19 protein-coding genes are annotated in these 22,542 nt (G+C 39.1%); 9 read left to right on the forward strand and 10 right to left on the reverse strand.

Annotation, left to right across the window (positions count from 1 at the left end):
• Positions 1–485 precede the first annotated feature (485 nt).
• The 6 genes from PCIT_RS11285 to PCIT_RS11310 all read left to right on the forward strand — a co-directional run bounded on the left by PCIT_RS11285 (position 486) and on the right by PCIT_RS11310 (position 7,309).
• Positions 486–869 (forward strand): response regulator, encoded by a 384-nt coding sequence (locus PCIT_RS11285; protein WP_010363424.1) that lies wholly within the window; start codon positions 486–488, stop codon positions 867–869.
• Complete coding sequence (locus PCIT_RS11290; RefSeq protein WP_010363422.1) at positions 866–1,771, forward strand: AAA family ATPase; 906 nt, start codon at positions 866–868, stop codon at positions 1,769–1,771. Before PCIT_RS11285 ends, PCIT_RS11290 begins: the two co-directional genes overlap by 4 nt.
• On the forward strand, positions 1,771–2,706 hold the full coding sequence (locus PCIT_RS11295) for a DUF58 domain-containing protein (RefSeq protein ID WP_010363420.1): 936 nt from the start codon (positions 1,771–1,773) through the stop codon (positions 2,704–2,706). The genes PCIT_RS11290 and PCIT_RS11295 overlap by 1 nt, the downstream gene beginning before the upstream one ends.
• Positions 2,696–4,633, forward strand: coding sequence for a transglutaminase TgpA family protein (locus PCIT_RS11300; RefSeq protein WP_010363418.1), 1,938 nt, complete (start codon positions 2,696–2,698; stop codon positions 4,631–4,633). Before PCIT_RS11295 ends, PCIT_RS11300 begins: the two co-directional genes overlap by 11 nt.
• A complete protein-coding gene (locus PCIT_RS11305; protein WP_010363416.1) occupies positions 4,630–5,952 on the forward strand; it encodes a Na+/H+ antiporter family protein in 1,323 nt (440 codons plus the stop codon). The genes PCIT_RS11300 and PCIT_RS11305 overlap by 4 nt, the downstream gene beginning before the upstream one ends.
• A gap of 184 nt (positions 5,953–6,136) precedes the next feature.
• On the forward strand, positions 6,137–7,309 hold the full coding sequence (locus PCIT_RS11310) for a nucleotide sugar dehydrogenase (protein WP_010363413.1): 1,173 nt from the start codon (positions 6,137–6,139) through the stop codon (positions 7,307–7,309).
• A gap of 23 nt (positions 7,310–7,332) precedes the next feature.
• On the opposite strand, the gene PCIT_RS11315 is transcribed toward PCIT_RS11310, so the two are convergent.
• Positions 7,333–8,241: a LysR substrate-binding domain-containing protein gene (locus PCIT_RS11315; protein WP_010363411.1), complete on the reverse strand. Its 909-nt coding sequence runs from the start codon at positions 8,239–8,241 to the stop codon at positions 7,333–7,335.
• A gap of 132 nt (positions 8,242–8,373) precedes the next feature.
• On the opposite strand from PCIT_RS11315, the gene PCIT_RS11320 reads away from it, so the two are divergent.
• Positions 8,374–9,141, forward strand: coding sequence for an isocitrate lyase/PEP mutase family protein (locus tag PCIT_RS11320; protein ID WP_010363410.1), 768 nt, complete (start codon positions 8,374–8,376; stop codon positions 9,139–9,141).
• Here PCIT_RS11320 and PCIT_RS11325 read toward each other — a convergent pair.
• Positions 9,131–11,149 carry an ATP-binding protein gene (locus tag PCIT_RS11325; RefSeq protein WP_010363408.1) on the reverse strand — a complete coding sequence of 673 codons (2,019 nt, stop codon included), beginning with the start codon at positions 11,147–11,149 and terminating at the stop codon, positions 9,131–9,133. The two genes, PCIT_RS11320 and PCIT_RS11325, sit on opposite strands and share 11 nt — an antisense overlap.
• Positions 11,150–11,326: 177 nt before the next feature.
• On the opposite strand from PCIT_RS11325, the gene PCIT_RS11330 reads away from it, so the two are divergent.
• Complete coding sequence (locus PCIT_RS11330) at positions 11,327–12,217, forward strand: gluconeogenesis factor YvcK family protein (protein WP_010363406.1); 891 nt, start codon at positions 11,327–11,329, stop codon at positions 12,215–12,217.
• Here the strand turns inward: PCIT_RS11330 and PCIT_RS11335 are convergent.
• Positions 12,197–12,532, reverse strand: coding sequence for an Hpt domain-containing protein (locus PCIT_RS11335; protein ID WP_010363404.1), 336 nt, complete (start codon positions 12,530–12,532; stop codon positions 12,197–12,199). The genes PCIT_RS11330 and PCIT_RS11335 overlap by 21 nt on opposite strands.
• 20 nt (positions 12,533–12,552) lie before the next feature.
• Between PCIT_RS11335 and PCIT_RS11340 the strand changes: the two genes are divergently transcribed.
• Complete coding sequence (locus PCIT_RS11340; protein WP_010363403.1) at positions 12,553–13,599, forward strand: glycosyltransferase family 4 protein; 1,047 nt, start codon at positions 12,553–12,555, stop codon at positions 13,597–13,599.
• A 17-nt stretch (positions 13,600–13,616) separates the two neighbouring features.
• Here the strand turns inward: PCIT_RS11340 and PCIT_RS11345 are convergent, their stop codons facing one another.
• The 7 genes from PCIT_RS11345 to PCIT_RS11375 form a co-directional block, all read right to left on the reverse strand.
• Positions 13,617–15,050 carry a sigma-54-dependent transcriptional regulator gene (locus PCIT_RS11345; protein WP_010363401.1) on the reverse strand — a complete coding sequence of 478 codons (1,434 nt, stop codon included), beginning with the start codon at positions 15,048–15,050 and terminating at the stop codon, positions 13,617–13,619.
• Between the two features lie 36 nt (positions 15,051–15,086).
• The gene (locus tag PCIT_RS11350; RefSeq protein ID WP_040697364.1) at positions 15,087–16,553 is read right to left on the reverse strand and encodes a SpoIIE family protein phosphatase; all 1,467 of its coding nucleotides are present in this window, start codon (positions 16,551–16,553) and stop codon (positions 15,087–15,089) included.
• 13 nt (positions 16,554–16,566) lie between these two features.
• A complete protein-coding gene (locus PCIT_RS11355) occupies positions 16,567–17,271 on the reverse strand; it encodes a tyrosine-protein kinase family protein (RefSeq protein ID WP_010363397.1) in 705 nt (234 codons plus the stop codon).
• Positions 17,268–19,349, reverse strand: a complete 2,082-nt coding sequence (locus tag PCIT_RS11360) for an SLBB domain-containing protein (RefSeq protein WP_010363395.1) — start codon at positions 19,347–19,349, stop codon at positions 17,268–17,270. Before PCIT_RS11360 ends, PCIT_RS11355 begins: the two co-directional genes overlap by 4 nt.
• A 4-nt stretch (positions 19,350–19,353) precedes the next feature.
• Positions 19,354–20,238 carry an OmpA family protein gene (locus PCIT_RS11365; protein WP_010363392.1) on the reverse strand — a complete coding sequence of 295 codons (885 nt, stop codon included), beginning with the start codon at positions 20,236–20,238 and terminating at the stop codon, positions 19,354–19,356.
• Between the two features lie 13 nt (positions 20,239–20,251).
• Positions 20,252–20,566 (reverse strand): STAS domain-containing protein, encoded by a 315-nt coding sequence (locus tag PCIT_RS11370; RefSeq protein ID WP_010363390.1) that lies wholly within the window; start codon positions 20,564–20,566, stop codon positions 20,252–20,254.
• 163 nt (positions 20,567–20,729) lie between these two features.
• Positions 20,730–22,541 (reverse strand): sugar transferase, encoded by a 1,812-nt coding sequence (locus PCIT_RS11375; protein ID WP_010363388.1) that lies wholly within the window; start codon positions 22,539–22,541, stop codon positions 20,730–20,732.
• Position 22,542: the final 1 nt, after the last annotated feature.

The following is a 22,542-nucleotide window of genomic DNA, read 5'->3' on the forward strand; positions in this document are numbered from 1 at the left end:
CTGACTTTAAACCCGTTTTAAAGTGAACAATTGTGATCTAATTCTAAACGTATAATGAGCAGGAATGATCGTAGAATGAGTCAAAATGAGTGGGTTTTGTCTAAAAATAAACGTAATTTGATTTATGGTTATTTTAGAGTTAGGCTAAGTGAAGTCCTTAGTTAATAGGGGCTTCAGAGCAGTCAAATCTAAAATATCACTTCATCATTAAATCTAGAAATGAACGACATCTTACATGCGTTAGCGGTAATCCATTCTATTTAACATAATATAAATTATAGGATATCTTGCTTTGTGTTAATTACATAGGTATCGCTCGTTTAGTTATGCTTATAAAGCAATAACAAAAACGCCACTATGTCCAATACTAGACGGTATCGGACATAGTGATGCTGTTCTTTAATATTTCTCGATGTAATTTAGTGTAATCATCTAAAAGCTATTGAGCTTGGTAAATCCATAGCTTAATATGAAAGTCTCTTCATATGGAATTTGTAAAACCTTTAGAACCAATATTGATTGTTGATGACGTAAAAGAAATACGTGAGTATTTAATAGAAATTTTAACTAACTTAGGGTTTGAAGAAATATTAGAGTCAGACGACTTTGATTCAGCAAAACCACTCTTAGCGTCAAAAGAACCCGGCGTTGTATTTTTAGACATTGAACTTCCCGATACTGACGGTACTCAAATTTTAGAGTTCGTCAACGACCATCACCCAAATACCCATGTAATTATGTGCTCAGGTCATAACAGCCTTGAAAATGTACAAAACACTTGGGAGCTCGGCGCGAAAGGATTTATTGCTAAGCCATTTAATGCTAAAAAAGTAGATACCGTATTAAAACGACTAGAATTAATTACATGAACCAATTTGTTTCCCCAGTGTTAGATGCGCTCTCGAATATAATTTTCGGAAAAGAACAACAAATAAAACTGGCTGTCTGTAGCCTGTTATGTAAAGGTCATCTACTTATTGAAGATTTACCTGGTATGGGTAAAACAACTTTATCTCATGGATTAGCCGACTCGCTGGGTTTAAGCTATCAGCGGGTACAATTTACCAGTGATTTATTACCAGCAGATATTACTGGTTCAGCCATATTTAACTCTACTGAACATAATTTTACTTTTCATCCTGGTCCTATATTTAGTCAAGTGCTTCTTGCTGATGAAATAAATAGAGCAAGTCCGAAAACGCAAAGTGCACTGTTGGAAGCTATGGAAGAGCGTCAAGTAACTATTGATGGTACAAGTCATATGTTACCCAATCCATTTTTTGTTATTGCAACACAAAATCCACTGCACCAGTCAGGCACACACCCCCTACCCGAGTCTCAGTTAGATCGGTTCTTTATGCGGATCAGTATTGGTTATCCTGACGAAGCAGCCGAAAGAAAGTTGATTATGGGGTTCAGCTCCCAGCAATCAGAAGACGTTAAGTCTACTTTGACAGACGAAGAATTACTCGAATTACAACATGCGGTTACCCATGTTAAGCTCCCTCCTCCAGTTATTGACTATATTATTTCTTTAGTGCAGTTTACGCGTAATAGTGGGTTATTTCATGATCCGTTGTCACCGAGAGCGAGCATTGCACTTGGTTCAGCGACCAAAGCATGGGCGCTAATGTCTGGCAGAAACTACGCTACCCCAGAAGATGTTCAAGCAATATTTCCATCGGTTGCAGGTCATCGATTAAACTTATCAGTGAAAGAGCAAGATAAAGTAATATCGGACATTTTAGATCAAGTACTGGTTCCAGTTTAATGCGTTCTAGTATTATTCAACATTGGTTCGCTAAATTTGTAAGCCGAAGACACACAGCCAATCATATGGTCTTTAAGCATGATTCAATTTATGTTTTACCATCCCAATCGGGGTTGTTATTTATTGGGATCACGATATTAAACTTCGTTCTTGGAATTAACTATCAGAATAACTTAATACTTGCAGTGTCTTATATCATGGCTATTTTGCTCGTTGTTTCATTATTGTCAGGGTATATTAATTTTAATCGTTTAGAGCTTAAGCTACTGTCTGTTTCTGATGACCAAGAAGGTACTTCAACCGGGGCGAAACTTGAGCTAAAAACCAATAAAGAACGGCATAATATTATTATAAAGCACATCGATACTGGTAGTGAAATTGATATTAGCGAAATGGTTAAAAATACAATAATCGATATTAACTTACCGTATAAACGTGGTGTTTATACATTAGATAGATTTAGAATTATAAGCCACTTCCCATTTGGTTTAGTGACCGTTTGGAGCTATTTAAACTGTAATAAAGTATTACATGTGTATCCTATACCTATAGAAGAGAATGCAGAAATAAGGCATATAATTAAGGGAGCTGACGGTGAGCTTGATGTGAATCGTGTACAAGAAAATGACGAGTTTAATGAGTTAAAGCCTTACCAGAAAGGGATGAGCTTGAATAAAGTGTCATGGCGTCACTTTGCCAAAAGTCAGCAGATGTTGATTAAAGACTATACCTCTGAAAAGCCCGTAAGTTTGGGCTTTGATTTTGACTTAGTGACTGGTGATATTGAAGAACGGCTAAGCAAGCTCTGCTTTTTAGTACTCGAAGCGAGCAATAACCAGCAACCATTTGCATTAAAACTACCGCATAAAACCCTGCCTATAGGTACAGGTCAAACTCATCAAGTTAAATGCTTGGAGCTATTAAGTGAATACTAAGCTATTGCTTATCACCTTCATATATTTGATTATGACGATGATGCTATTTACCGAGTTAGGAACTCCATTTGCTATTCTACTTTGTGTACTGAATATATGGCATGTTGCACAATGGAAATATATTAGGTTCCCCCCTTCTAACCTAATTCTTAATATTGTAGCCGTTATTGGTATGACTGTTTGTGGACTCTCTATTGGGTTTAGTAATTCAGTATCATTGTTTGTGTCATTAATGGTTCTCGCATGCCAATTAAAAGTTATTCAAGCTAAAAGTGATAAACAAAATAAGCAGATCATGGTGCTAAACTTTTTTACCATTCCTTGCTTATTTCTGTTTTCACAAAACCTATTCACTACTTTAGTCGTTGTTACAGCTTTGATTATAAATTTAGGTGTTTTAGCTGCTATTTCTCATAAGCAGCTGTTGCTGCCTGCAACGAAAACAGCAGTCAAAAATATATTTTTTATCATTCCAGTTAGCATGTTACTTGTTGTTTTTTTACCTAAGATCCCATCTTTTTGGCAATTACCAGGCGCTCAGGTTGCAAAAACCGGTTTATCTGAGAATGTAGACCCCTTTAATATTTCAGAGTTATCTCAATCTGATGATTTGGCTTTTCGAGCCATAATAGAAGAGCCAACCTCGTATTCTCCGCCTTTTTATTGGCGAGCACTTATACATGATAAGTTTGATGGTACATCTTGGCATATGGCGCGTGAGCAAAACATTCCTGTACATGTTGCAAATCGTGACATTTCATCAGTCTATAAAGTGATCGCAGAGCCAAGTAATTTACCATGGCTATTTTCACTGGGTAATGCATTCAGTGATTCTGATGAAGTATCAACTAACCAGTTTGGTACACTGTTTAGTTCAAAAATCAGAAGCCGTAATTTCGAATACAATGCGCACACCGCTACTGCACCGACTAAAGAGTTTTTAACTCGTTGGGAATACCAACGTTATACGCAATTACCAAAAAAGTTAAACCCAAAATCGGCCGAGCTCGCGCGCCAATGGGACAACGATGCGGGCTCCACAGATGACTTTATTGTTCTGATGCGGGCATATTTTATCGCACAGAATTTTGAATATACCCTAACACCTGAAGTCATAGAGAGCACCAATAGCATTGATGAGTTTATGTTTGAGAAAAAATCTGGATTTTGCGGACACTATGCTTCTTCCGTAGCGATGATGATGCGTAGTGTTGGGATCCCGTCTCGACTTGTGTCAGGTTACCTCGGTGGTGAATATAATGAAGCTAATAATTACTTTAGTATTTATCAATATGACGCTCATGCGTGGGTTGAGTTTTTTATACCTAACGCTGGCTGGCAAAGGCTTGATCCTACCGCTTGGATTTCGCCAGAACGATTAATAGGCTCACTGTCACAACATACCACTTTAGCAGAGCAATTTAAGTCAAATATTGGGATCAGTTTAGTCGCTCTGTCAGGTGTACCCGGCATGGAATGGTTAAGGCTAACGCTTGAGGAGTATGACTACAAATGGACTCGTTGGGTACTTAATTTCGATAAAAACAAACAACAATCATTCTTACAAGATTTGCTGGGAAATAATGCACAGGTGTTATCTGGGGTAATCATGGTGCTTACATTGGTCGTGGTATTCTTAGTGGTATTTTTGTTTATGCAACGACAGGTTTATATCAAGCGGCCACTTTCTGTTGAGCTATATGAAAAACTAAAATCTGTCAGTCCTTATAAAAATAATAATTTAACGCCTTTGCAATTTATTTCGAAGGTAAAAGAGCAATTTCCTGAGCATACACACGAGTTGGATGAATTTTACAGCCACTTTAGTGCAGCTCGATACCAAGGTAAAACGTTTGCTAACAGACAAAGAAAATCGACTATGAAACTGATAAAATCCATAAAAATAAAAACAAAGAGAAAACTATGAATGCAGTAATTATTGGCGTACTCCTTATGCTCACCCTGTCATTGTTGCGAGTAAACGTTATTGTTGCCATGACTGTGAGTGCAATGGTCGCAGGTCTATCGGCTGGCCTTGATTTATCTGCTACCTTAAATTCATTTAATGACGGGTTATCTGGTGGCGCTGAAATTGCTTTAAGTTATGCCATGCTTGGTGGGTTCGCAGTCGCGATTTCTAAATCTGGATTAACTCAAATTTTGGCGCAAAGCTTACTCAAAAAAGTAGATGGTTCTCGAGATAGCCATACGCATTTGCTCAGCCTTTTGATCATGACCATTATTTTATGCTGCGCTATAGCATCGCAAAACTTAGTACCCGTACATATCGCTTTTATTCCTATTTTGATCCCCCCTCTACTTGTGATTTTAAATAAGCTTGAGCTAGATAGGCGAGCAATTGCATGTATTCTTACATTCGGGCTAGCAACATCATACATGGTTCTGCCTTATGGTTTTGGTGGAATATACTTGTACTCTATATTACATAAAAACCTCGCGGATAACGGCTTAACGATTATTAATACCGATGTACCAATCGCAATGGTGATCCCCGCTGTGGGAATGCTCGTGGGATTATGTATTGCACTGTTGATTACATATCGTAGAAAACGCATTTATAAAACCGTGGCTAATGAGCATACCTCATCATTGAAAGAGATTGAAAACCCTAAAAAAGTCATAGTAATTGGTACGGTAGCTGTTGTATGTTCACTTGTTGCCCAAAATATAAGTGGCTCTATGATTTTAGGCGGCTTGATTGGAGTGATGATGTTCAGTGTTTTTGGTATTGTTAAATGGGAACAAAGCTCCGACGTATTCAGCCGAGGTGTGGCTATGATGGCGATGATCGGGTTTATTATGATCTCAGCTCAAGGGTTTGCTGCGGTTATGAAATCAACCGGTGATGTCGCAAGCTTAGTTTCAGCCTGCGCAGAATTTATAGGTGATAATAAGCCTCTGGCCGCAGCAATGATACTGATAGTCGGGCTTCTAATTACGATGGGGATAGGCAGTTCTTTTTCGACAGTGCCTATCATTGCTACTTTATTTGTGCCTTTATGTTTAGAGGTCGGCTTTTCTGCTATGGCTACTGCGGCTCTTGTTGGCACCGCAGGCGCTTTGGGTGATGCAGGATCTCCCGCTTCAGATTCTACACTAGGGCCAACATCTGGGCTGAATGCCGATGGACAGCATGATCATATTTGGGATTCTGTTGTACCCACCTTTATTCATTTTAATATTCCACTGCTCATTTTTGGCTGGATAGCAGCCATGGTTCTCTAGTATAAACTGCTAAATGCTTCTCAAAATGCAAAAAACGAGACGAGGCTTTTTATACAGTCTCGTTTCGTTTTATGTAATCTATTGATTTAAAAATCATTAAAATTTCATAAAGTCGTCAACAAAACTTAGCCCTAATATTGCTCTAGTAACACTAGATAAATAATATTCTTGATAGGGTTTGATTATGGCTTTTAATATTACAGTTGTAGGTTTAGGGTATGTTGGTTTAGCGAATGCATTGCTTTTGTCCCAACATAACAAAGTATGCGCGTTAGAGACAGACCATAACCGAGTTAACTTGATAAACCAAAAAAAATCACCTATCAAAGATGCTGAGATAACACATTTTCTATCAAAAAATAGTACCGAGATTTTTGCTACCAGTGACCCTTTTCTCGCGCTAGAAAATGCAGATTACGTCGTAATTGCAACACCAACAGATTATGATCCGCAGACTAACTATTTTAATACAGCAAGTGTCGAAAGCGTCATAGCACAAGCTCAAGAGATTTCACCTCGTGCAACCATTATCATTAAATCTACCGTCCCAGTTGGATTTACTGAACAAATGGAACAGCGGTATCAAACTAACAATATTGTATTCTCTCCTGAATTTTTAAGAGAAGGGAAAGCACTATATGATAACTTGTATCCATCACGGATAATTCTGGGGGCTTTAACTGACGAAGCACAAGTATTCGCCAATTTGCTAAAGCAAGGTGCACACTCTGACGACGTTGAAATACTCCTAACCCATTCAACTGAAGCAGAAGCAATTAAGCTTTTTTCTAATACCTACCTTGCTATGCGGGTAGCTTTTTTTAATGAACTTGATACCTATTGTGAAGCGAAGTTATTAAATACCAAAGAGATTATTGATGGTGTCAGCTTAGATCCTCGTATCGGGGACCATTATAACAACCCGTCATTTGGGTATGGCGGTTACTGTTTACCAAAAGACACCAAACAGCTACTAGCAAACTTTGATGGTGTGCCAAATGACATGATATCTGCTGTTGTCTCGGCCAATGATACGCGTAAAAAATATATTGCAGAGTCTATTATGGCAAAAGAACCAAAAAAAATAGGAGTATATAGGCTAATAATGAAAGCTGACTCTGATAACTTTAGAGAATCTGCCATTTTAGATGTGATAGCTCATTTGCACCAAGCCGGTGCTGATGTAACTGTTTATGAGCCTAAGCTTGAGAAGCCTTTTTCCGATGACTTTTCTTTATGTAATAACTTAAGCTCGTTTAAGTCAGAATGCGACCTAATCATCACAAATCGCGATGTCGATGTGTTAAGTGATATTGCTGATAAATTATATACGCGTGACTTGTTTCACAAAGATTAAAGCTATATCGCAGGTTAATGTGATTATTGACCTGCTTCTTCCGCCATTTGTGTTTTAACCCATTCGATGAAAACATGAATTCTTTCATGTTTAGGTGAACGCTTATCATAGACAAAATAACGCTCAACTTTATTAGGGTGTGGTAACGCAAAGGCAATACATAGCTCGCCTGAATCAATATGATTTTGACATAAATAATCAACAATCAGTGCTATGCTGTTGCTATTAAGTACCGCAGTAAGCGCCATATCAGTACTACTCACCGACGTATAAGCTGTATTTTCGTTTATCTGCGAAACACCATGGTGTTTAGCCCACTCTAACCAATCATATGGACTGGAGCTTCCAATATTAATGAGTGGACGAGCAGAAATATCATCTGTATTTTTTAACTCTTCTAGCATACTTACAGAACAGACGGGATGAACTGTCCCATCGCCAAAATAGAGGCATTCATATTCTTTAGGGGTTTTCTGTCTCACATTCTTTCCAAATCGTATAGCCAAATCAATATGCTGTGCCGTTAAGTCGTCAAATCCAGCGGAAGACTGAATATTGATAGTTATCTCAGGGTGTAATTTAGAAAACAAATGTAATCGTGGTATTAGCCATATTGCAGAAAAAGCTTGAGTCGATGATATGGTTAATGGACCTTCAAGTGGCTGCTTAGTAATTGTATCTAATGACTCAGTCAGCACTGATAGTGCATTGTTTGTTGCTAAAAATAGAACCTCTCCACTTTGCGTCAATAACATACTTTTTCCTTTTCGAGTAAAAAGTTGCTGTCCCAATAAACTTTGTAGTTGGCGCATCTGCTGGCTAACAGCCGCTTGTGAAATACATAACTCACTCGCAGCTAAGCTATAGCTGGCATGATGCGCAGCAGCATTAAAAGTACGCAGTAGGTTTAAATTATTAAGCGCTTTATGCAATCGATTTTTTCCTATAGTTTAGCTTTGTAACATAAGCTGAGCTTATATTACTGTCACAGTATTATCGTTGGCATAAATAATACTGTCAACGCATACTGGCCACATCAAGCAAATATATACGGAATCATTTTCATGTTATTCAACACTTTTAGAGCATTGCATACAACATCGACACCTTTACTTCTTGCTAATGTATGGGACGTGCCCAGTGCAAAAATTTCACAAAAAAATGGCTTTAAGGCAATAGGAACATCCAGCGCTGCGCTTGCAAATACATTAGGTTACAAAGATGGAGAAAATGTGCCCTTTTCTGATGTGCTGTTTATGATAGAAAAAATTGCCTCAGCAGTATCCGTCCCATTAACGGTTGATATAGAAGCTGGCTATAGCGAAGACCCTGAAGTTACGTTTGAGCATATAAAATCACTGGTAAAGCTTGGCGTTGTTGGCATTAATATTGAGGATAGCAAAGTCATCGGTGATACACGCTCATTAGCAAACGCTGAAGAGTTTGCTTGTTTCTTATCTGCGATAAAAGCGCGCCTTAGTAAAGAGAATATAGACGTGTTCATTAATGTGAGAACTGATACATTTTTACTTGAAGTTAAAGATCCAGTAACTGAAACTAAAAATCGAATTACGCATTATCAAGCCGCTGGTGCCGATGGTATATTCATTCCATGCATAACAAATACTAATCACATTGAAGCGGCTGTAAATCATACGCATTTACCAGTGAATGTAATGTGTATGCCTGGTTTAACTAATTTCAATGAATTAACCGAACTTGGCGTTAAAAGGATCAGTATGGGTGATTTTGTACATACTAAACAACTGGAGCATTTTGAAAGTATCTTGCTAGATATAAAAAAGCATGGCTCTTTTAGCGTTATCTTTTAACGCTGTTATTGTGCAAGGAGCTAATTGCATTGCTTAGCTCCGAAAACCTAATCGGCTTTGTAAGCACTTTATTCATTCCTGCATTTAAGCAGTTTACTTTGTCGGCTTGCCCTGCATTGGCCGTCAACGCAAAGATTGGCACGTCTAAAGACATTTCTTCTCGTATATATTTTGTTGCTGTTAGACCATCCATCACTGGCATCATCATGTCCATTAATACAAGGTCAAACTGTTTTGCTTTTATCGCATTTAATGCTTCTGAACCAGTCTCCGTAAGGGTTACACTGTGATTTAACTTTTTCAACAGTGCTTCTATTAATACTTGATTAGGCTTGTTATCTTCAGCTACTAATATGTTGAGAGATTGCTGTAATGATTTGGGTTTACTTGTCACCAGTGAAACTTCAATAGCTTTGAAAGGCAGTGTAACGGTGAATGTTGTGCCAACACCAAGTAAACTGCGGCAATCTATGGTCCCTTGCATGAGTTCAATTAGCTTTTTGGTAATACTTAAGCCAAGTCCTACGCCCTGCTGCTTGCGCTTTACGCTGTCACTTACTTGGCTAAATGGTTGAAACAGGCGAGTCAAATCTTGCTCTGCAATACCAATCCCTGTGTCTGATACTTTAATGGTCAATAAGTCATGTTCTCTGGATATATTTAAACTTACTCGTCCGTGACTGGTAAATTTAAATGCATTACCTAAGAGATTAAATAAAATCTGCCCCAACCGAGTGCTGTCTCCTTCAATAATATCTGGCACCGATTTATCAATGGATTGGTCAAATACAAGCTTTCCTCGTTCTGTATGCGACTCAAACTGGGCTGAAATACTCTGGATTAGCTCTTTTAAATTAACCTCACTACTATCTAAAGAGAGTGTACCTGATTCAATCTTAGAGAAGTCTAACACATCTGATATCAATCCCAGTAAAAGGTTGGCGCTGCTTTGTGCATATGAAAGCCATTCTTTTTGCTGCTCAGTTAAGGTTGTATCGCTGATCAACTCTACCATACCAAGTATTGAGTTCATCGGTGTACGTATTTCATGAGACATAACTGCTAGAAACTGCGATTTTGCTGAGTTTGCATTTTCAGCTTTTTCTTTGGCTTGCTTATAGGCTATTTCACGATCTTTTGCATACGTTATATCTTTGGCAATTCCCAGATAACCCATGAATTCACCAGTATCGTTAAATTGAGCTTTTCCACTGAGCGAGATCCAGAGATGTCTTGGCGCATTTAGTTCAAATTCAAACTCATAGAAGTCACCGTGTTGTGTGATAATGTGCTGAAATTGTGCCCACTTACGAAGCTGAGCAGTTTCAGTATCAGACCGCATTAACAAAGGGGATTTACCAACAAAGTGCGTTTTATATAGGTCATCATCGGCAGCCAGTTCGTCTACACAAATAAACTCACAAACTGCATTCATTCGCCAAAACCATTCAGAAGCAAGCTCTTTAAACAGTTCTGCTTGCTCCGTCATTACTGCGACTAAAGAGAGTAAATGACTTGTATGTGAATGAGCCTTGTTGAGTGACTCGACTTTTAGATATAGCTGCTCTAAAAGAATAGACACCATACTGTCTTTACCCACCACAGAGAAACGCGGTTTACCGGTTAATTCGGAAAACAACACAACGCTGTTATTACATGAGGGCGGTAGCTTACATATCAGAATATTAGAAAGGTTTGAGTTTACCTTATTATTGGCGATATGTTCAGCATGTGAATATCCATCACTAAGGAATACCTCCGTAACATCTTCATTCTCCATTATTTTATTTAATGACCATTGACTATAATTAAAGTCACTATCTGAGCTCGCTATCGCACGATAAATGAGAGACTCATGTTCAGTAAGAATACAACAGTTTTTGTAACTAAATAACGGTGACAATGCTTTATTTAATCGATAGAACACTGCGGTTAAATCTTTGCCAGAATTTATGGCAGATAGCGCGCTTTGTAATTGTTCTAAACTAAATAAATGTCCATTTTGCATTTTTTGTTCACCATTCTTGTAATTTGCTTTGCACTTTGCAAATGTAGTTACCTTTATCAAAAAGATCAAATTTATTTTTAATTAAATATAACAAATTCAATAACTTATTATTGAAAATAAGTTGGAATAATATCTGCTTATCTAAAGTATATCCTAAAGAGTGTAAGTGGAGCGATTATGAAAATTGTATGTTTAGGTGGTGGCCATGGGCTAGCACAAGTATTGAGTGCTATCAGACCGCTATGTAGTGATTTAACTGCAATCGTTGCGACCACCGATAATGGTGGGAGTACCGGCAGGCTAAGAGAGTCGCAAGAATGCGTTGCACTCGGAGACATCCGCCGTTGCTGCTTGCAACTAACAGATAAACAATCTCTGATTCATTCAATATTTGAACACCGCTTTGATGGGGGGGAGTTAGATGGTCATAGTCTCGGTAACCTAACACTATTAGGCTTAATGCAGCTAACAGACTCACCAACAGAGGCTGTTGCTTGGTTTAACGCCATGTTAGGTAATGCCGAAACCATTTTGCCTATGTCTGATTCAGCGACCGATCTTGTTGCCAGTTATCATAACGGTGAGCAAGTTATTGGTGAATGTGAGATAGACGCATTAACACAGCTCCCAGATACTGTTGGCTTATCAAAGGCAGTTCCTGCTGCAAAAGGGGCTGTTGATGCAATCATGAATGCCGATTTAATATTGATGGGGCCTGGCAGTATCATTTCAAGTGTGATGCCGCCATTACTGGTGAAAGAAATAAGTACAGCCATTAAGGAAACAGCTGCTTGTCGCATTTTTATTGAAAACATAGCCCAAGAAAATAGCGTAGCCAGTAGTTTACAGGGTGAAACAATCATTGACTGGATGCAAGAAAAGTTAGGCTATCAATTTTGCGATTTAAGTATTTCTCCACAAGCAATAGAAGAAATCGTTGTGCATTGTGATGAATTAAACCAAGGTCAATCTACACAGCATAATATAGAGCAGCTAAGTCATGTGTTTTCACAACTACTTAAACTACCTTTGAGTACAAAGGTAAACTCAACATGTACTATCAATTAACTCTCGAGCATGAGAAAAGGTAACTAAACTTTGTGCATGAACATCAGTAATTAATGTGCTTACTTCAGCATTAACGCCGTCAATTTTGACCTGGTGTTCTATTTTTTCACACAGCGCTGCAAGCTCTAAAGCGCCGTAACTTCGGCTACTGCTTTTTAAGCTATGCGCTGTTATCTCTAGTACATCTAGGGGTGAGTCTATATCCAGCTTTTTTATTAGCTCTAATGACTCCGTTAAGTAAACCTCTAATAGCTGTATCGCAAGTTGCTCACCAACATCTTGTTGTAACTGAGAAAAAGTAGCTTGATTTATCATGAAGATCCTTGGAGTTAAATATGGAATATGATGTTGTATTATTTGTAGACTCTTCTATTTATGGTGGTATTGAGTCTCACCTTGTCGAACTTGCCAAGTTGCTACAGCGTAAAAGTGTTACATGCAAAATATTGTTTTACCAAGATCACGGTAATCAACTATTTTACAATAAGCTAGAATCTTGCAATATTCAATTCGAATTTTTAGAAGGCACTGCTTCAAGTGTGATCTCCACCTTTAAAACGTACTCTAAACACACGGTTATACATACTCACGGCTATAAAGCAGGTATATTTGGGCGCCTATTGTGTCGCTATTTACGTTTAAGATGTGTGAGCACCTATCACGCGGGCGAAACTGGGCAAGGAAAAGTACGGTTGTACAATATGCTCGATAAAATCACAGCATGCTTATCAATTAACTTTGCCGTTTCAAACAAAATTAAGAACCAGTTAAGCCAAGCTGAAGTCCTTGATAATTTCGTCGAGACTACGCCTCTTGCTGAATGTAACGGTACATACCATCATGGAAATAAATTAAAGGTCGGTTTTGTGGGTCGGTTATCATATGAGAAAGGGCCAGATCGATTTATTGAAATAGCAAGGTGTATGGCTGACCAAGAGCGTTTTGAATGGCATATGTTCGGCGGCGGTATGATGGATGCATCTCTTACTATCCCTGACAACGTTGTGGCTCATGGGGTCGTGCCTTCAGAAGATATATGGGAAAACATAGATGTGTTATGTGTTACTTCACGACAAGAAGGCTTACCCATGGCTATCTTAGAAGCAATGAACCATGGTGTGATGGTGATCAGTATGGATGTGGGTGCAATTTCGACTGTTATAACACATAATTTGAGTGGCTGGATTGTACCCGTTTATAACGTTCAGCAATTCAGTAATAAACTGAAAGAGATCACGCGTATGGATCCAGAAAGTTTAACCATGATGAAACAATACGCGCACAGTGTTGTGGCACAACGGTTTTCTGGGCATGAGCAGTGGAATATGTTGCACGAAGCATATTCTGGTCACTGTTCAAACCCTATTAAAGTAAATGGTTAGATAAAAATGCAGAGAAACTAAGCTTGTAACTCCTCCCAGCTTTTGATTTTTCGATATATAGTCGATGGGCTGACATCGAGTAAAGCGGCCGCTTTAGGTATATTATTTTGGCATAACGTAATTGCTTGCTCGATGTAGCGTTTTTCTATAATCCATAAAGGCTCAATTTCCTGCATATTCGATAAGCTGTTGCTTATCTGATTTACCACAGCAGCCGCTTCTTGCGGGACATTATTGTTAGCAAACGCGGTATTGCCAGATAATGACGACAACGGTGTAGGATTTGGTGTATTGGGAAGCGCTGGAACCATGTCTAATTCAATCCACTGGGCGTCGTTCAATACCAGTGTATTACGTACGGTATTCTCTAACTGACGGACATTTCCAGGCCAGTTATAATTCATAAACGTGTGTTTAACACCTTCAGACATACCTTTATAAGGGTGAGACTCTTCTTTACTTATTTTTGAAAAAAGCGCCTCAGCTATTTCAATAATATCCGCCCCTCTATCTCTTAGAGGAGGTAAACTTACTGGGATCACATGTAATCGATAATATAAATCTTCTCTAAAACGCCCTGCTTGCACTTCAATAAGTGGATCTCTATTCGTCGCACATACAAAACGTACATCAACTTTGACTTCCTTTTCGCTGCCGACTTGTTGATAGCACCCTGTTTGTATAAAACGTAATAATTTACTTTGTAAGTTTATATCCATTTCACACAGTTCATCTAAAAACAGCGTACCACCATCAGCTTGACCTGCCGCCCCTTCACGATTAGCTATGGCGCCAGTAAATGCGCCTTTTAAATGACCAAATATTTCACTTTCAATCAGGTCTTTAGGGATTGCCGCACAGTTAAGGGCAACAAACGGCTTTGCTGCCCTCGGAGAAGCTTGGTGCACCGCTTTTGCGCACAACTCTTTCCCCGTACCACTTTCACCCGTTATAAAAACGGTCGCTTTGCTTGTTGCCGCTGAATTAATAATTTGATACACAGACTGCATGACTCTCGAGCTACCAATCAAGTCAAAGTACCTTCCGTTTTCATACTTAGCTTGATATTTTTCTACAGTTTGTTTTAAATCTTTTAGCTTTAACGCATTGTTAATCGTGATCCGAAATCGATCGGCTTCTATCGGTTTTTCTAAAAAGTCATTTGCCCCGAGCTTAATTGCTTTAATGGCCATTTCCTTAGTTGCATGGCCTGTTAAAACAATAACTTGAGGTTGATTATCACCTTCAATGGAGGAAAGAATGTCTAACCCGTTCATATCTGGTAACATAACATCAAGCAGTATTAAGTCTGGATTAAACTCACGAATAGCATCCAATGCCTCAGCGCCCGTCGCTGCAATTTGCGTTTTCATACCTGTGGGTATTAAGTAAGACTGATACATCAAAGCCAAAGACGCAGTATCTTCAACTATTAGAATTTTTGGCGGCATAGGCAACTTCCTTCGAATTATGCGCGAGAATACGTGTTAATTAATAACAATTAACGACGCGTCGTCAACTTCTTTTGATAAACTCACTTGAGAGTTTTGCCAAAGTATAGAGGCAAACTCGCCATCATCCAGTGATATATTTGGCAATAGCTGCTTGAGTTGCTGCAGCTCTGTAATGCCGGTTTCTTCTCTGTTATCAAATAAGCCATCGGTATAAACAAGTATATGTCGTAAATCACTAAGAGACTCAGAATAAACGTTATATTGATGCTCTATAGACAAGCCTAAAAGAGGGTCTACGCCTTCTAACTCTCTTACGTTACCTTCTTTATCAATAGCAATCGGCGGTGGGTGACCGGCATTAAGCCAATAAAAACGCTGTTCATGTACATAGCCAACTAATAATGTTACTAAACTATTTTTACACAACTGCTCTTCATACAGGGCCTGATTTAAACCATTAAGTAATGCACTACAGTCAGGTTTACTGGCTAAGAACCCTCTTACAAAACCCTTAATAGCAAAGCTTTCTTTACGTGCTTGAATGCCATGCCCCATCATATCGCCTAAAACAAACCCTTTCTGTTGGTTTGGAATTGGCATAAAAAAATCACCCCCATCCCCTACTTCAATTGAACCAAATAAGTGTGCTCTAAAGTCATCACTCATTTCATACTCAATCATATTACTTGGTGATTGTACCTGATACTCAAATGCTTTAACCCGATTAGTGACCCTTTCTAGGCTTTGTAATAAGCGCACCTTTTTAACAGGCTTAACCAAATAGTCATCAATGCCTAAACGATTTATTCTTGCGACAATATCCCCAGAGTCAGTGCCGGTTAGCATCACCACTGATAACGTACTTCTATAATCTGAGCCGTTTAATTTAATCAACAACGGCTCAGATGTCTGTTTTTGCAACTGATAATCGAGGATCAAAACTTGCGCATCGTGTAACGTAATTGCCTGCCAAGCTTCGGGCAAGTCCTGACAAGATATCACCTCATAATCGTCTTTTAAGTATGCATTTATGAGCGCTAATTGAGCTTTATCGTCGTCAACATAAATAGCCTTAGGCTTATCTTTACCTTGCATTAACGGAACTGAAAAATGGTTTTTGTTATTCGACGTACAATAATCGGCTTCAGGGAAGTAGTGCCTTATTAACTCTACCCCCATTCCTCCTTCTACCAACACACCACTATTGATATCCCAGTCTGATTCATTGAGTTCAAATAAATTATAAGGAGACAAGTCGTCAACGATCTCAAGTGTATAATCAGACGCTTTATTACGTGTTATCAACAATACAATGGTTTCATCTTCTCCTTTACTGTGACGTAAAAGGTTAGTTAGATATTCAGTTATAACGAGCCCGGCTGCATCTAAGTCATCGTCAATAATCGACAACCCTCCTAGAACATGCTTAAGGACCTGCCTAATTTCTGTAATTGCTGGCGCAATTAGACTAAAACGCCGGTGATATATGGGTTCGTTCATTGCTGACTTATTATTAATGTGGATGAAATAGCCAAGTCTGTCGGTTGACCTTATTAATTAAAAACTGTGTTAACCTTGGCCAGCGCGTGCGATGACGCTCTAAACTTGACAGCAACCGCTCGCCTAATGGCGCAAACTGATGTTGAGTAACTATAATTCGAATATTCTGGTGACCACCTTGCTTTATATTTTTTATGCTCGTACATAACGATTCTTCATCATTTACACCAAGCCCTACTATTACCATGGTTAAATCACTGCATAAACTTAACGCGTGCAGCGGGACGTTACCTCTATTCATCTTCATAGCTGGTGACATATCCATCAAAATATAATCATACTCTTGTAGCAGTCGTTCAACTGCATCCTTCATGATTTGCTTATTCTTTGCAGACTCTAACTCAGATAAATTTTGCATTGTTAGCAAGTCAATTTGATTATGCTCAATAATGTTAAGTTGGCAGGAGATGTCACTAAAACGCCACGGAGAGCCTGTAGGTTGATCTATTTCATCTAGCTTAAGTGGGCTTATCGGATTTAAGTCAATAATGAGAACACGATTACCATTTGCTTTAAAGCGATGCGCAACACTCGCGCATACCGTTGACGAGCCAGTATTACCGGCTAATGATATGAATGTCACACACCTAGCCTTGTTATCAATAATTTCATTACCGATATCTTCAACTTCTTGGTATTGATGTGGAATAAGGTTCATAAGCCCACCACTAATGCAATTATGGTAATAAAATCAACAAAGTTATCTTTAAATTGACTCATTAGATCCTGCCCTTTATCAGGTATGTATAGTGTATCACCCGCTCTAAGTACAGGAATGTTGACTGAATTTGGGTTTTTAACAAATGCTTCTAAATCAAAAACACGAGACTGTTCTTTACAGCAAGAGTGATTTACCACCACTATTTTATCAATTAATGCCGAGCTTGTTGGCCCTCCGGCTTCAGCCAAAATATCAAGCAGTGTCATGGTATCGTCATAATTATAACGACCAGGTTTTTGAATCGCTCCCATGATCCGTACAACTTGCTCCTTCGGTTTACGTAGCCAATCCTTCGTTTTTTCAGGTACAAATATTGTGTCGCCCGGTAATACATTGGGAAATAATGTTTCATCGCCCGTTTCGAAATATAGCGCTAAATCAAGCTTGCTAACCCGAGCTTTAGTCTCATTTCTGTGCGTAACCCTAATATTTCGAATATCTGCGTTACCGTTTGGACCGTCTGCAGCAGCCAAAATATCTATAAAGTGCATATTGTTGTTGAACGAATACCGTCCAGGTGAGCCGACTTGTCCCATAATGTAAATCGACTTACTTGACTCTTGCCTGATCCACTGAGATTTATTATCAGCAGGATCAACAGGAAGCTCTTCAACAATAACCGTATCACCAGCTTGAAGCTCAGGTAATGGTGTTTTACCATCTGAAATCGTATATTTCTCTAAATCGAATCGCTTAGTTACTTCGCCATTTCTGACAATTTTAATGTCATTAATGTTTGCGCCCTTTGTTGGTCCGCCAGCATGACCCAATAAATCGGTAAAATCCATTTCTTGGCTCCATTCGTAACGGCCAGGAGATATAATTGCACCAATAATTTTTATTGCTCTACTAGGTGGGACTTTTAACCAACTTTTCTCATTCAAATCCGTTTTTTCGGGCACAAATATCACATCACCGGGATTCAGCATTGGTATGTCGGCTGATACGATCCCTTCACTATACCCTTGTAAATCAAATAGTATGTTGTCACCAGCAGGGGTCAATATTCTAATTTGACGTGTTTCTGCAAAGCGAGTAGGCCCGCCTGCATTAGCTAAAATATCTAAAAAATTTATATTATCAGGGGCTTCATAGGCACCGGGCTTTTGAACTTCTCCCATAATATAGACGGTACGCGCCGTGGTATTGACATCATCAACCATAATTGGCACGTATATCGTCGAACCAGGTTTAAGCTCTGGCATATTGTCATTATTTGGTTTGTCTAAATAGGCTTTTAAGTCAAAGATTTGTGGTGTCTTATCTACGATCACTCGAATATTTGTGACATCTGCGTAACGAGTTACACCTTCAGCCCTCATTATCGCATCGAGCACACTCATATCATCTTTAAACGAAAAACTCCCAGGGTTGTGTAACTCACCTAATAAAGTTATTGCACTGCCTGCTGAAGCATCTCCTGTTGCGCTGAGTGTTTGCGCATCAAAGTCTATTTGTACATTGCCCAGCAAAGGTGACACTGGCACAAATACGATGTCTCCACTGAGTAATTTAGGCAGTAGTTTTACATTGCCAGAGTCCAGGTATGCCTTATAATCAAACTCAATAATTGACTCTTCTCGACGTATTTGTAAACGGTCAAGCTGTGCACCCGGCTTTAACCCACCGGCTTTTGCGATGACGGTTTGAATGTTCCCGTCAAAAGGAATACTGACTTGCTCGGGCTCATTGACATAGCCTAGCACGGTAATAAAAATATCACGTGCTCGCAATTCAATGTAAAAATCATCCATTGCACGGTAAACATCACCCAGGGTAACTCTAAGTTCTTGTTGAAACTCACTCACCGTTTTACCTTCAGCCTGTACACGCCCTACCTCAGGCAAAACAATGGCGCCATCTTTACCTACCTCAAATAAAGCCTCAAATTCCACTTCCCCGGGCACGTATAAAAACAGTTTATTACCTATTTGAATTTCATCATTATCATTACTGTGGCTATGTGTACTAAACAAGCAACACAGTGTGATCATAAAGCAAAGAACTACCCGCATAACGCTACTCCTTCGTCGCTTTAATCACCTTTGTCCATTCAACTAACGACCCTGCCTTTATAGGCTTACCGTCATTGATCTCTGTCAGTGATAAAATTATGGCTTCAACACGTCTATCTGAATGTCGCTCCGCATCGCTATTTTCTGTATTACTATAAGGCTGTAGGCTGCCTTGGGTTAATGTGGTCACTTTTTGCTGGCGAACACCATATACCCCTAGCCAATGCTTAACTGTTTCTGCACGCTTAAGAGCCAATTCGTAGTTGTTGTCGTGGCTCCCTATTTTATCGGTATGCCCCACGAGGAGAATAGAAATATCAGCTAGCTGCTTAATTAAGTCAGCGGCCTGTGCAATTCTGCCCATATATTTTGGCGTAATTTGATAGTCATCAAATGCAAACTGATTATCGCTATTCAATAGCTCTGTAATTTGAGAACGTACTTGGGTGGGGACTTTCGCAAGTTGTTCTAGCTGTGGCTTGTCCGCACAATTTGTCATTGCTCTTACGGTGTCAAAATGCCCAGATAATTGGTTAAGGCCATGATAATGAATAAGTAAATCATGTTCCGCATCGGCCCACATTGACGCCGCAATTAAACGTCGGATCCTGTTCTCGTATATTTGTGCTTTTAACAATTGGGCTGGCATACAATCTCTGATCCCTTGAGCTTTTAACAAGTCAAGCTTCATTACTAAATGTTCAAATTCATTGGTAACAATGACTACGTCATCTTCAAAGATATGGTCGCCATCTCCTAGGTGTTTTTTACCTTTTGACCCTTTGTGTTGGCTGTAATGCTCAGCCCAACCACCTTGACCCTCCTCAGGCCAAGAAGCACACCCGCCTATCATGACTAATACTGAAAAAAATAGTGTTATGTGCTTCATAGATTCTCCTTGCTTATAATTCAAGCTGCTCAATAAAGGGGATGGTTTTATCAACCCTCAAAAGGCTCATAAGTTTGAAAGGCTGGCCATTAACTTTTAACAAGGCTAAGTTTTGTCCTTTCTTTTCAATTCTTTTGTATAAGAAAACCATAGCTCCTATACCCGAAGAATCAATAAATTCTGTTTCTGAAAAGTCTAAAATTATATTTGTGTTGTCGCACACAGCCAATTTTTCGAATTCATCGCGAAAGCTATCAACGGTAAATCCAGAAAAGTCTCTTGGTAAAGGGAGAACACGAGGTGTATTTGAATAAGTTGCTTCAGTCATGATAATCACCAATGTTTACGTTAAGTTACGGTAACTATTACAACTATAATGCCAATGTTAAAATTAAGCTTAGTGCTTTGTTTTTAAATGGTTTAACGTTATTAAGTTGCAAAATGCAAAGAGCACTCGATGAAACTCTTGCATTTTGCAAACCAGAATGTGACTACTGGCCCTTCCCAAGTACTACTACCTGAATCGTTTTAAATAAAATAGTAAATTCCATTTTTATCCAGCTTAATGGAGATGACATACTTAAAACGTACGCGTAATCCCAGCCAATTTTACTTCTAGCATCTTCGACTGATTCATCATAGCCATTCATTACTTGTGCTAAACCAGATATGCCAGGTTTAAGACCATATGTTCTATGGCAAAAGTAAGGGATTGATTTTTCGAGTTTCGCGTAAAAGACAGGACGTTCTGGACGGGGTCCAATTAACGACATTTCACCAATCAATACATTCCAGAGCTGTGGTAGTTCATCAATTCTAGTTTTACGTAAAAATGAGCCAATAGGCGTGATCCTCGGATCATTTTTACTGGCCCACACAGCACCACTTTTTGCCTCCGCATCTACGACCATCGAACGAAACTTGTAGACATAAAACAATGAGACTAACTCATCGGTACTTTCACCCACTCGTAACTGGTTAAACAACACAGGGCCTTTAGATGTAAGCTTGATGGCAATGGCTGCGCCTAGCATAATTGGAGAGACCAGAATAAGGCCAATCATCGCTCCAATCACATCTAACACGCGTTTTGCACACTTAACACCATTACAGCGCGTTTCCGCGCTTGAGACGCGTTTCCACGGAGAGTCGTAAAAGCCACGCTCAAATTTAACAATCCCGAATAATGCTATCCAATAGCTATTTAATACATAGGCAATTTCATCAAATCCGTACAAGTGACGTTCTGAGTTAAGGCGTCCTTTAATCGCAGAAACACTATGTATCAGGAGCAATGCGCCGCTTAAACATATAGACCAGAGGCTTTGAAACACAATTACATCCAATAATATTACACTGTACATAATCAACATGATCAAAGGCATTAGGCCTCTCAGCACCTTGTGTGACAAAAAGTTAATACTCGTCCAGCCTAATTTTGGGTTCATAAGCGGGAGTAACAGTTTTATTTGCTGCCAATTACCAGCCCCAAGCCGCTCTCTGCGCGTATAGTCTTGAGCTTGACTATCACATGCACGCTCGTACACAATAATATCTTCGTTTTTAATCGCATCACCACCATGTGCTAATGCACGCATAGACAATACAAAATCGTCATTAATTGTATCATTTTCAATTGGTTCAACATGGCTAGACCTCACCGCAAACATCGCGCCAGGTACTCCAATTACCGCTCCCACGTTAGACTCAAGCCCTTTGAGGGTATTTTGATATTGCCAGTAAGATTGCTGTGCTATTGGTGCGGCTTCGTCCAAAGTATATTGGCCGGTGGTAATTGCAGTATTACCATTTTTAAAGTCTTGTTCTATTTTATCCAATGCATCTATGCTCAGTAGCGCACTGACGTCGGTGAATACTAAAATATCATATGACGCTTTTGTTTCTTTAATTAGCGCATTAATACCCGCAATTTTACCCTTATTATCATTTTGCAAATGCAATATGCAACGCACATTGTTTGCCTCTAGCTGAGAGGCTGCTATTTTTGCTAGTTCATAACTGTTATCACTACAGCCATCGAAATAGACATGGATGTCATATAAATCGTTCGGGTAAAGTAATGCACCTAGGTTGTGTAACTTTTCTTGAATATGCTCAGCCTCATTATAAGCACACATCAAAATCCCAACTTTAGGCTTATTTAATGGAGCTGACACCGTTGTTTCCTCACTACTTCCATTATTTTTCAATAGCTTAATAATTTTAAGCAAAATGACATACCCTACGTGGTGGTAGGCAGCAACACTCAGTAAAATCAGAAATATAACAGAAAATGTTGTCATG

This window comes from Pseudoalteromonas citrea (genome assembly GCF_000238375.3).
Classification (GTDB): domain Bacteria; phylum Pseudomonadota; class Gammaproteobacteria; order Enterobacterales; family Alteromonadaceae; genus Pseudoalteromonas; species Pseudoalteromonas citrea.

Bases quoted from the DNA above. Each gene is read 5' to 3' on its own strand.
- PCIT_RS11285 (WP_010363424.1), top strand. From the start codon at position 486: ATGGAATTTGTAAAACCTTTAGAACCAATATTGATTGTTGATGACGTA.
- PCIT_RS11290 (WP_010363422.1), top strand. From the start codon at position 866: ATGAACCAATTTGTTTCCCCAGTGTTAGATGCGCTCTCGAATATAATT.
- PCIT_RS11295 (WP_010363420.1), top strand. From the start codon at position 1,771: ATGCGTTCTAGTATTATTCAACATTGGTTCGCTAAATTTGTAAGCCGA.
- PCIT_RS11305 (WP_010363416.1), top strand. From the start codon at position 4,630: ATGAATGCAGTAATTATTGGCGTACTCCTTATGCTCACCCTGTCATTG.
- PCIT_RS11310 (WP_010363413.1), top strand. From the start codon at position 6,137: ATGGCTTTTAATATTACAGTTGTAGGTTTAGGGTATGTTGGTTTAGCG.
- PCIT_RS11320 (WP_010363410.1), top strand. From the start codon at position 8,374: ATGTTATTCAACACTTTTAGAGCATTGCATACAACATCGACACCTTTA.
- PCIT_RS11325 (WP_010363408.1), bottom strand. From the start codon at position 11,149: ATGCAAAATGGACATTTATTTAGTTTAGAACAATTACAAAGCGCGCTA.
- PCIT_RS11330 (WP_010363406.1), top strand. From the start codon at position 11,327: ATGAAAATTGTATGTTTAGGTGGTGGCCATGGGCTAGCACAAGTATTG.
- PCIT_RS11335 (WP_010363404.1), bottom strand. From the start codon at position 12,532: ATGATAAATCAAGCTACTTTTTCTCAGTTACAACAAGATGTTGGTGAG.
- PCIT_RS11340 (WP_010363403.1), top strand. From the start codon at position 12,553: ATGGAATATGATGTTGTATTATTTGTAGACTCTTCTATTTATGGTGGT.
- PCIT_RS11345 (WP_010363401.1), bottom strand. From the start codon at position 15,050: ATGCCGCCAAAAATTCTAATAGTTGAAGATACTGCGTCTTTGGCTTTG.
- PCIT_RS11350 (WP_040697364.1), bottom strand. From the start codon at position 16,553: ATGAACGAACCCATATATCACCGGCGTTTTAGTCTAATTGCGCCAGCA.
- PCIT_RS11355 (WP_010363397.1), bottom strand. From the start codon at position 17,271: ATGAACCTTATTCCACATCAATACCAAGAAGTTGAAGATATCGGTAAT.
- PCIT_RS11360 (WP_010363395.1), bottom strand. From the start codon at position 19,349: ATGCGGGTAGTTCTTTGCTTTATGATCACACTGTGTTGCTTGTTTAGT.
- PCIT_RS11365 (WP_010363392.1), bottom strand. From the start codon at position 20,238: ATGAAGCACATAACACTATTTTTTTCAGTATTAGTCATGATAGGCGGG.
- PCIT_RS11370 (WP_010363390.1), bottom strand. From the start codon at position 20,566: ATGACTGAAGCAACTTATTCAAATACACCTCGTGTTCTCCCTTTACCA.
- PCIT_RS11375 (WP_010363388.1), bottom strand. From the start codon at position 22,541: ATGACAACATTTTCTGTTATATTTCTGATTTTACTGAGTGTTGCTGCC.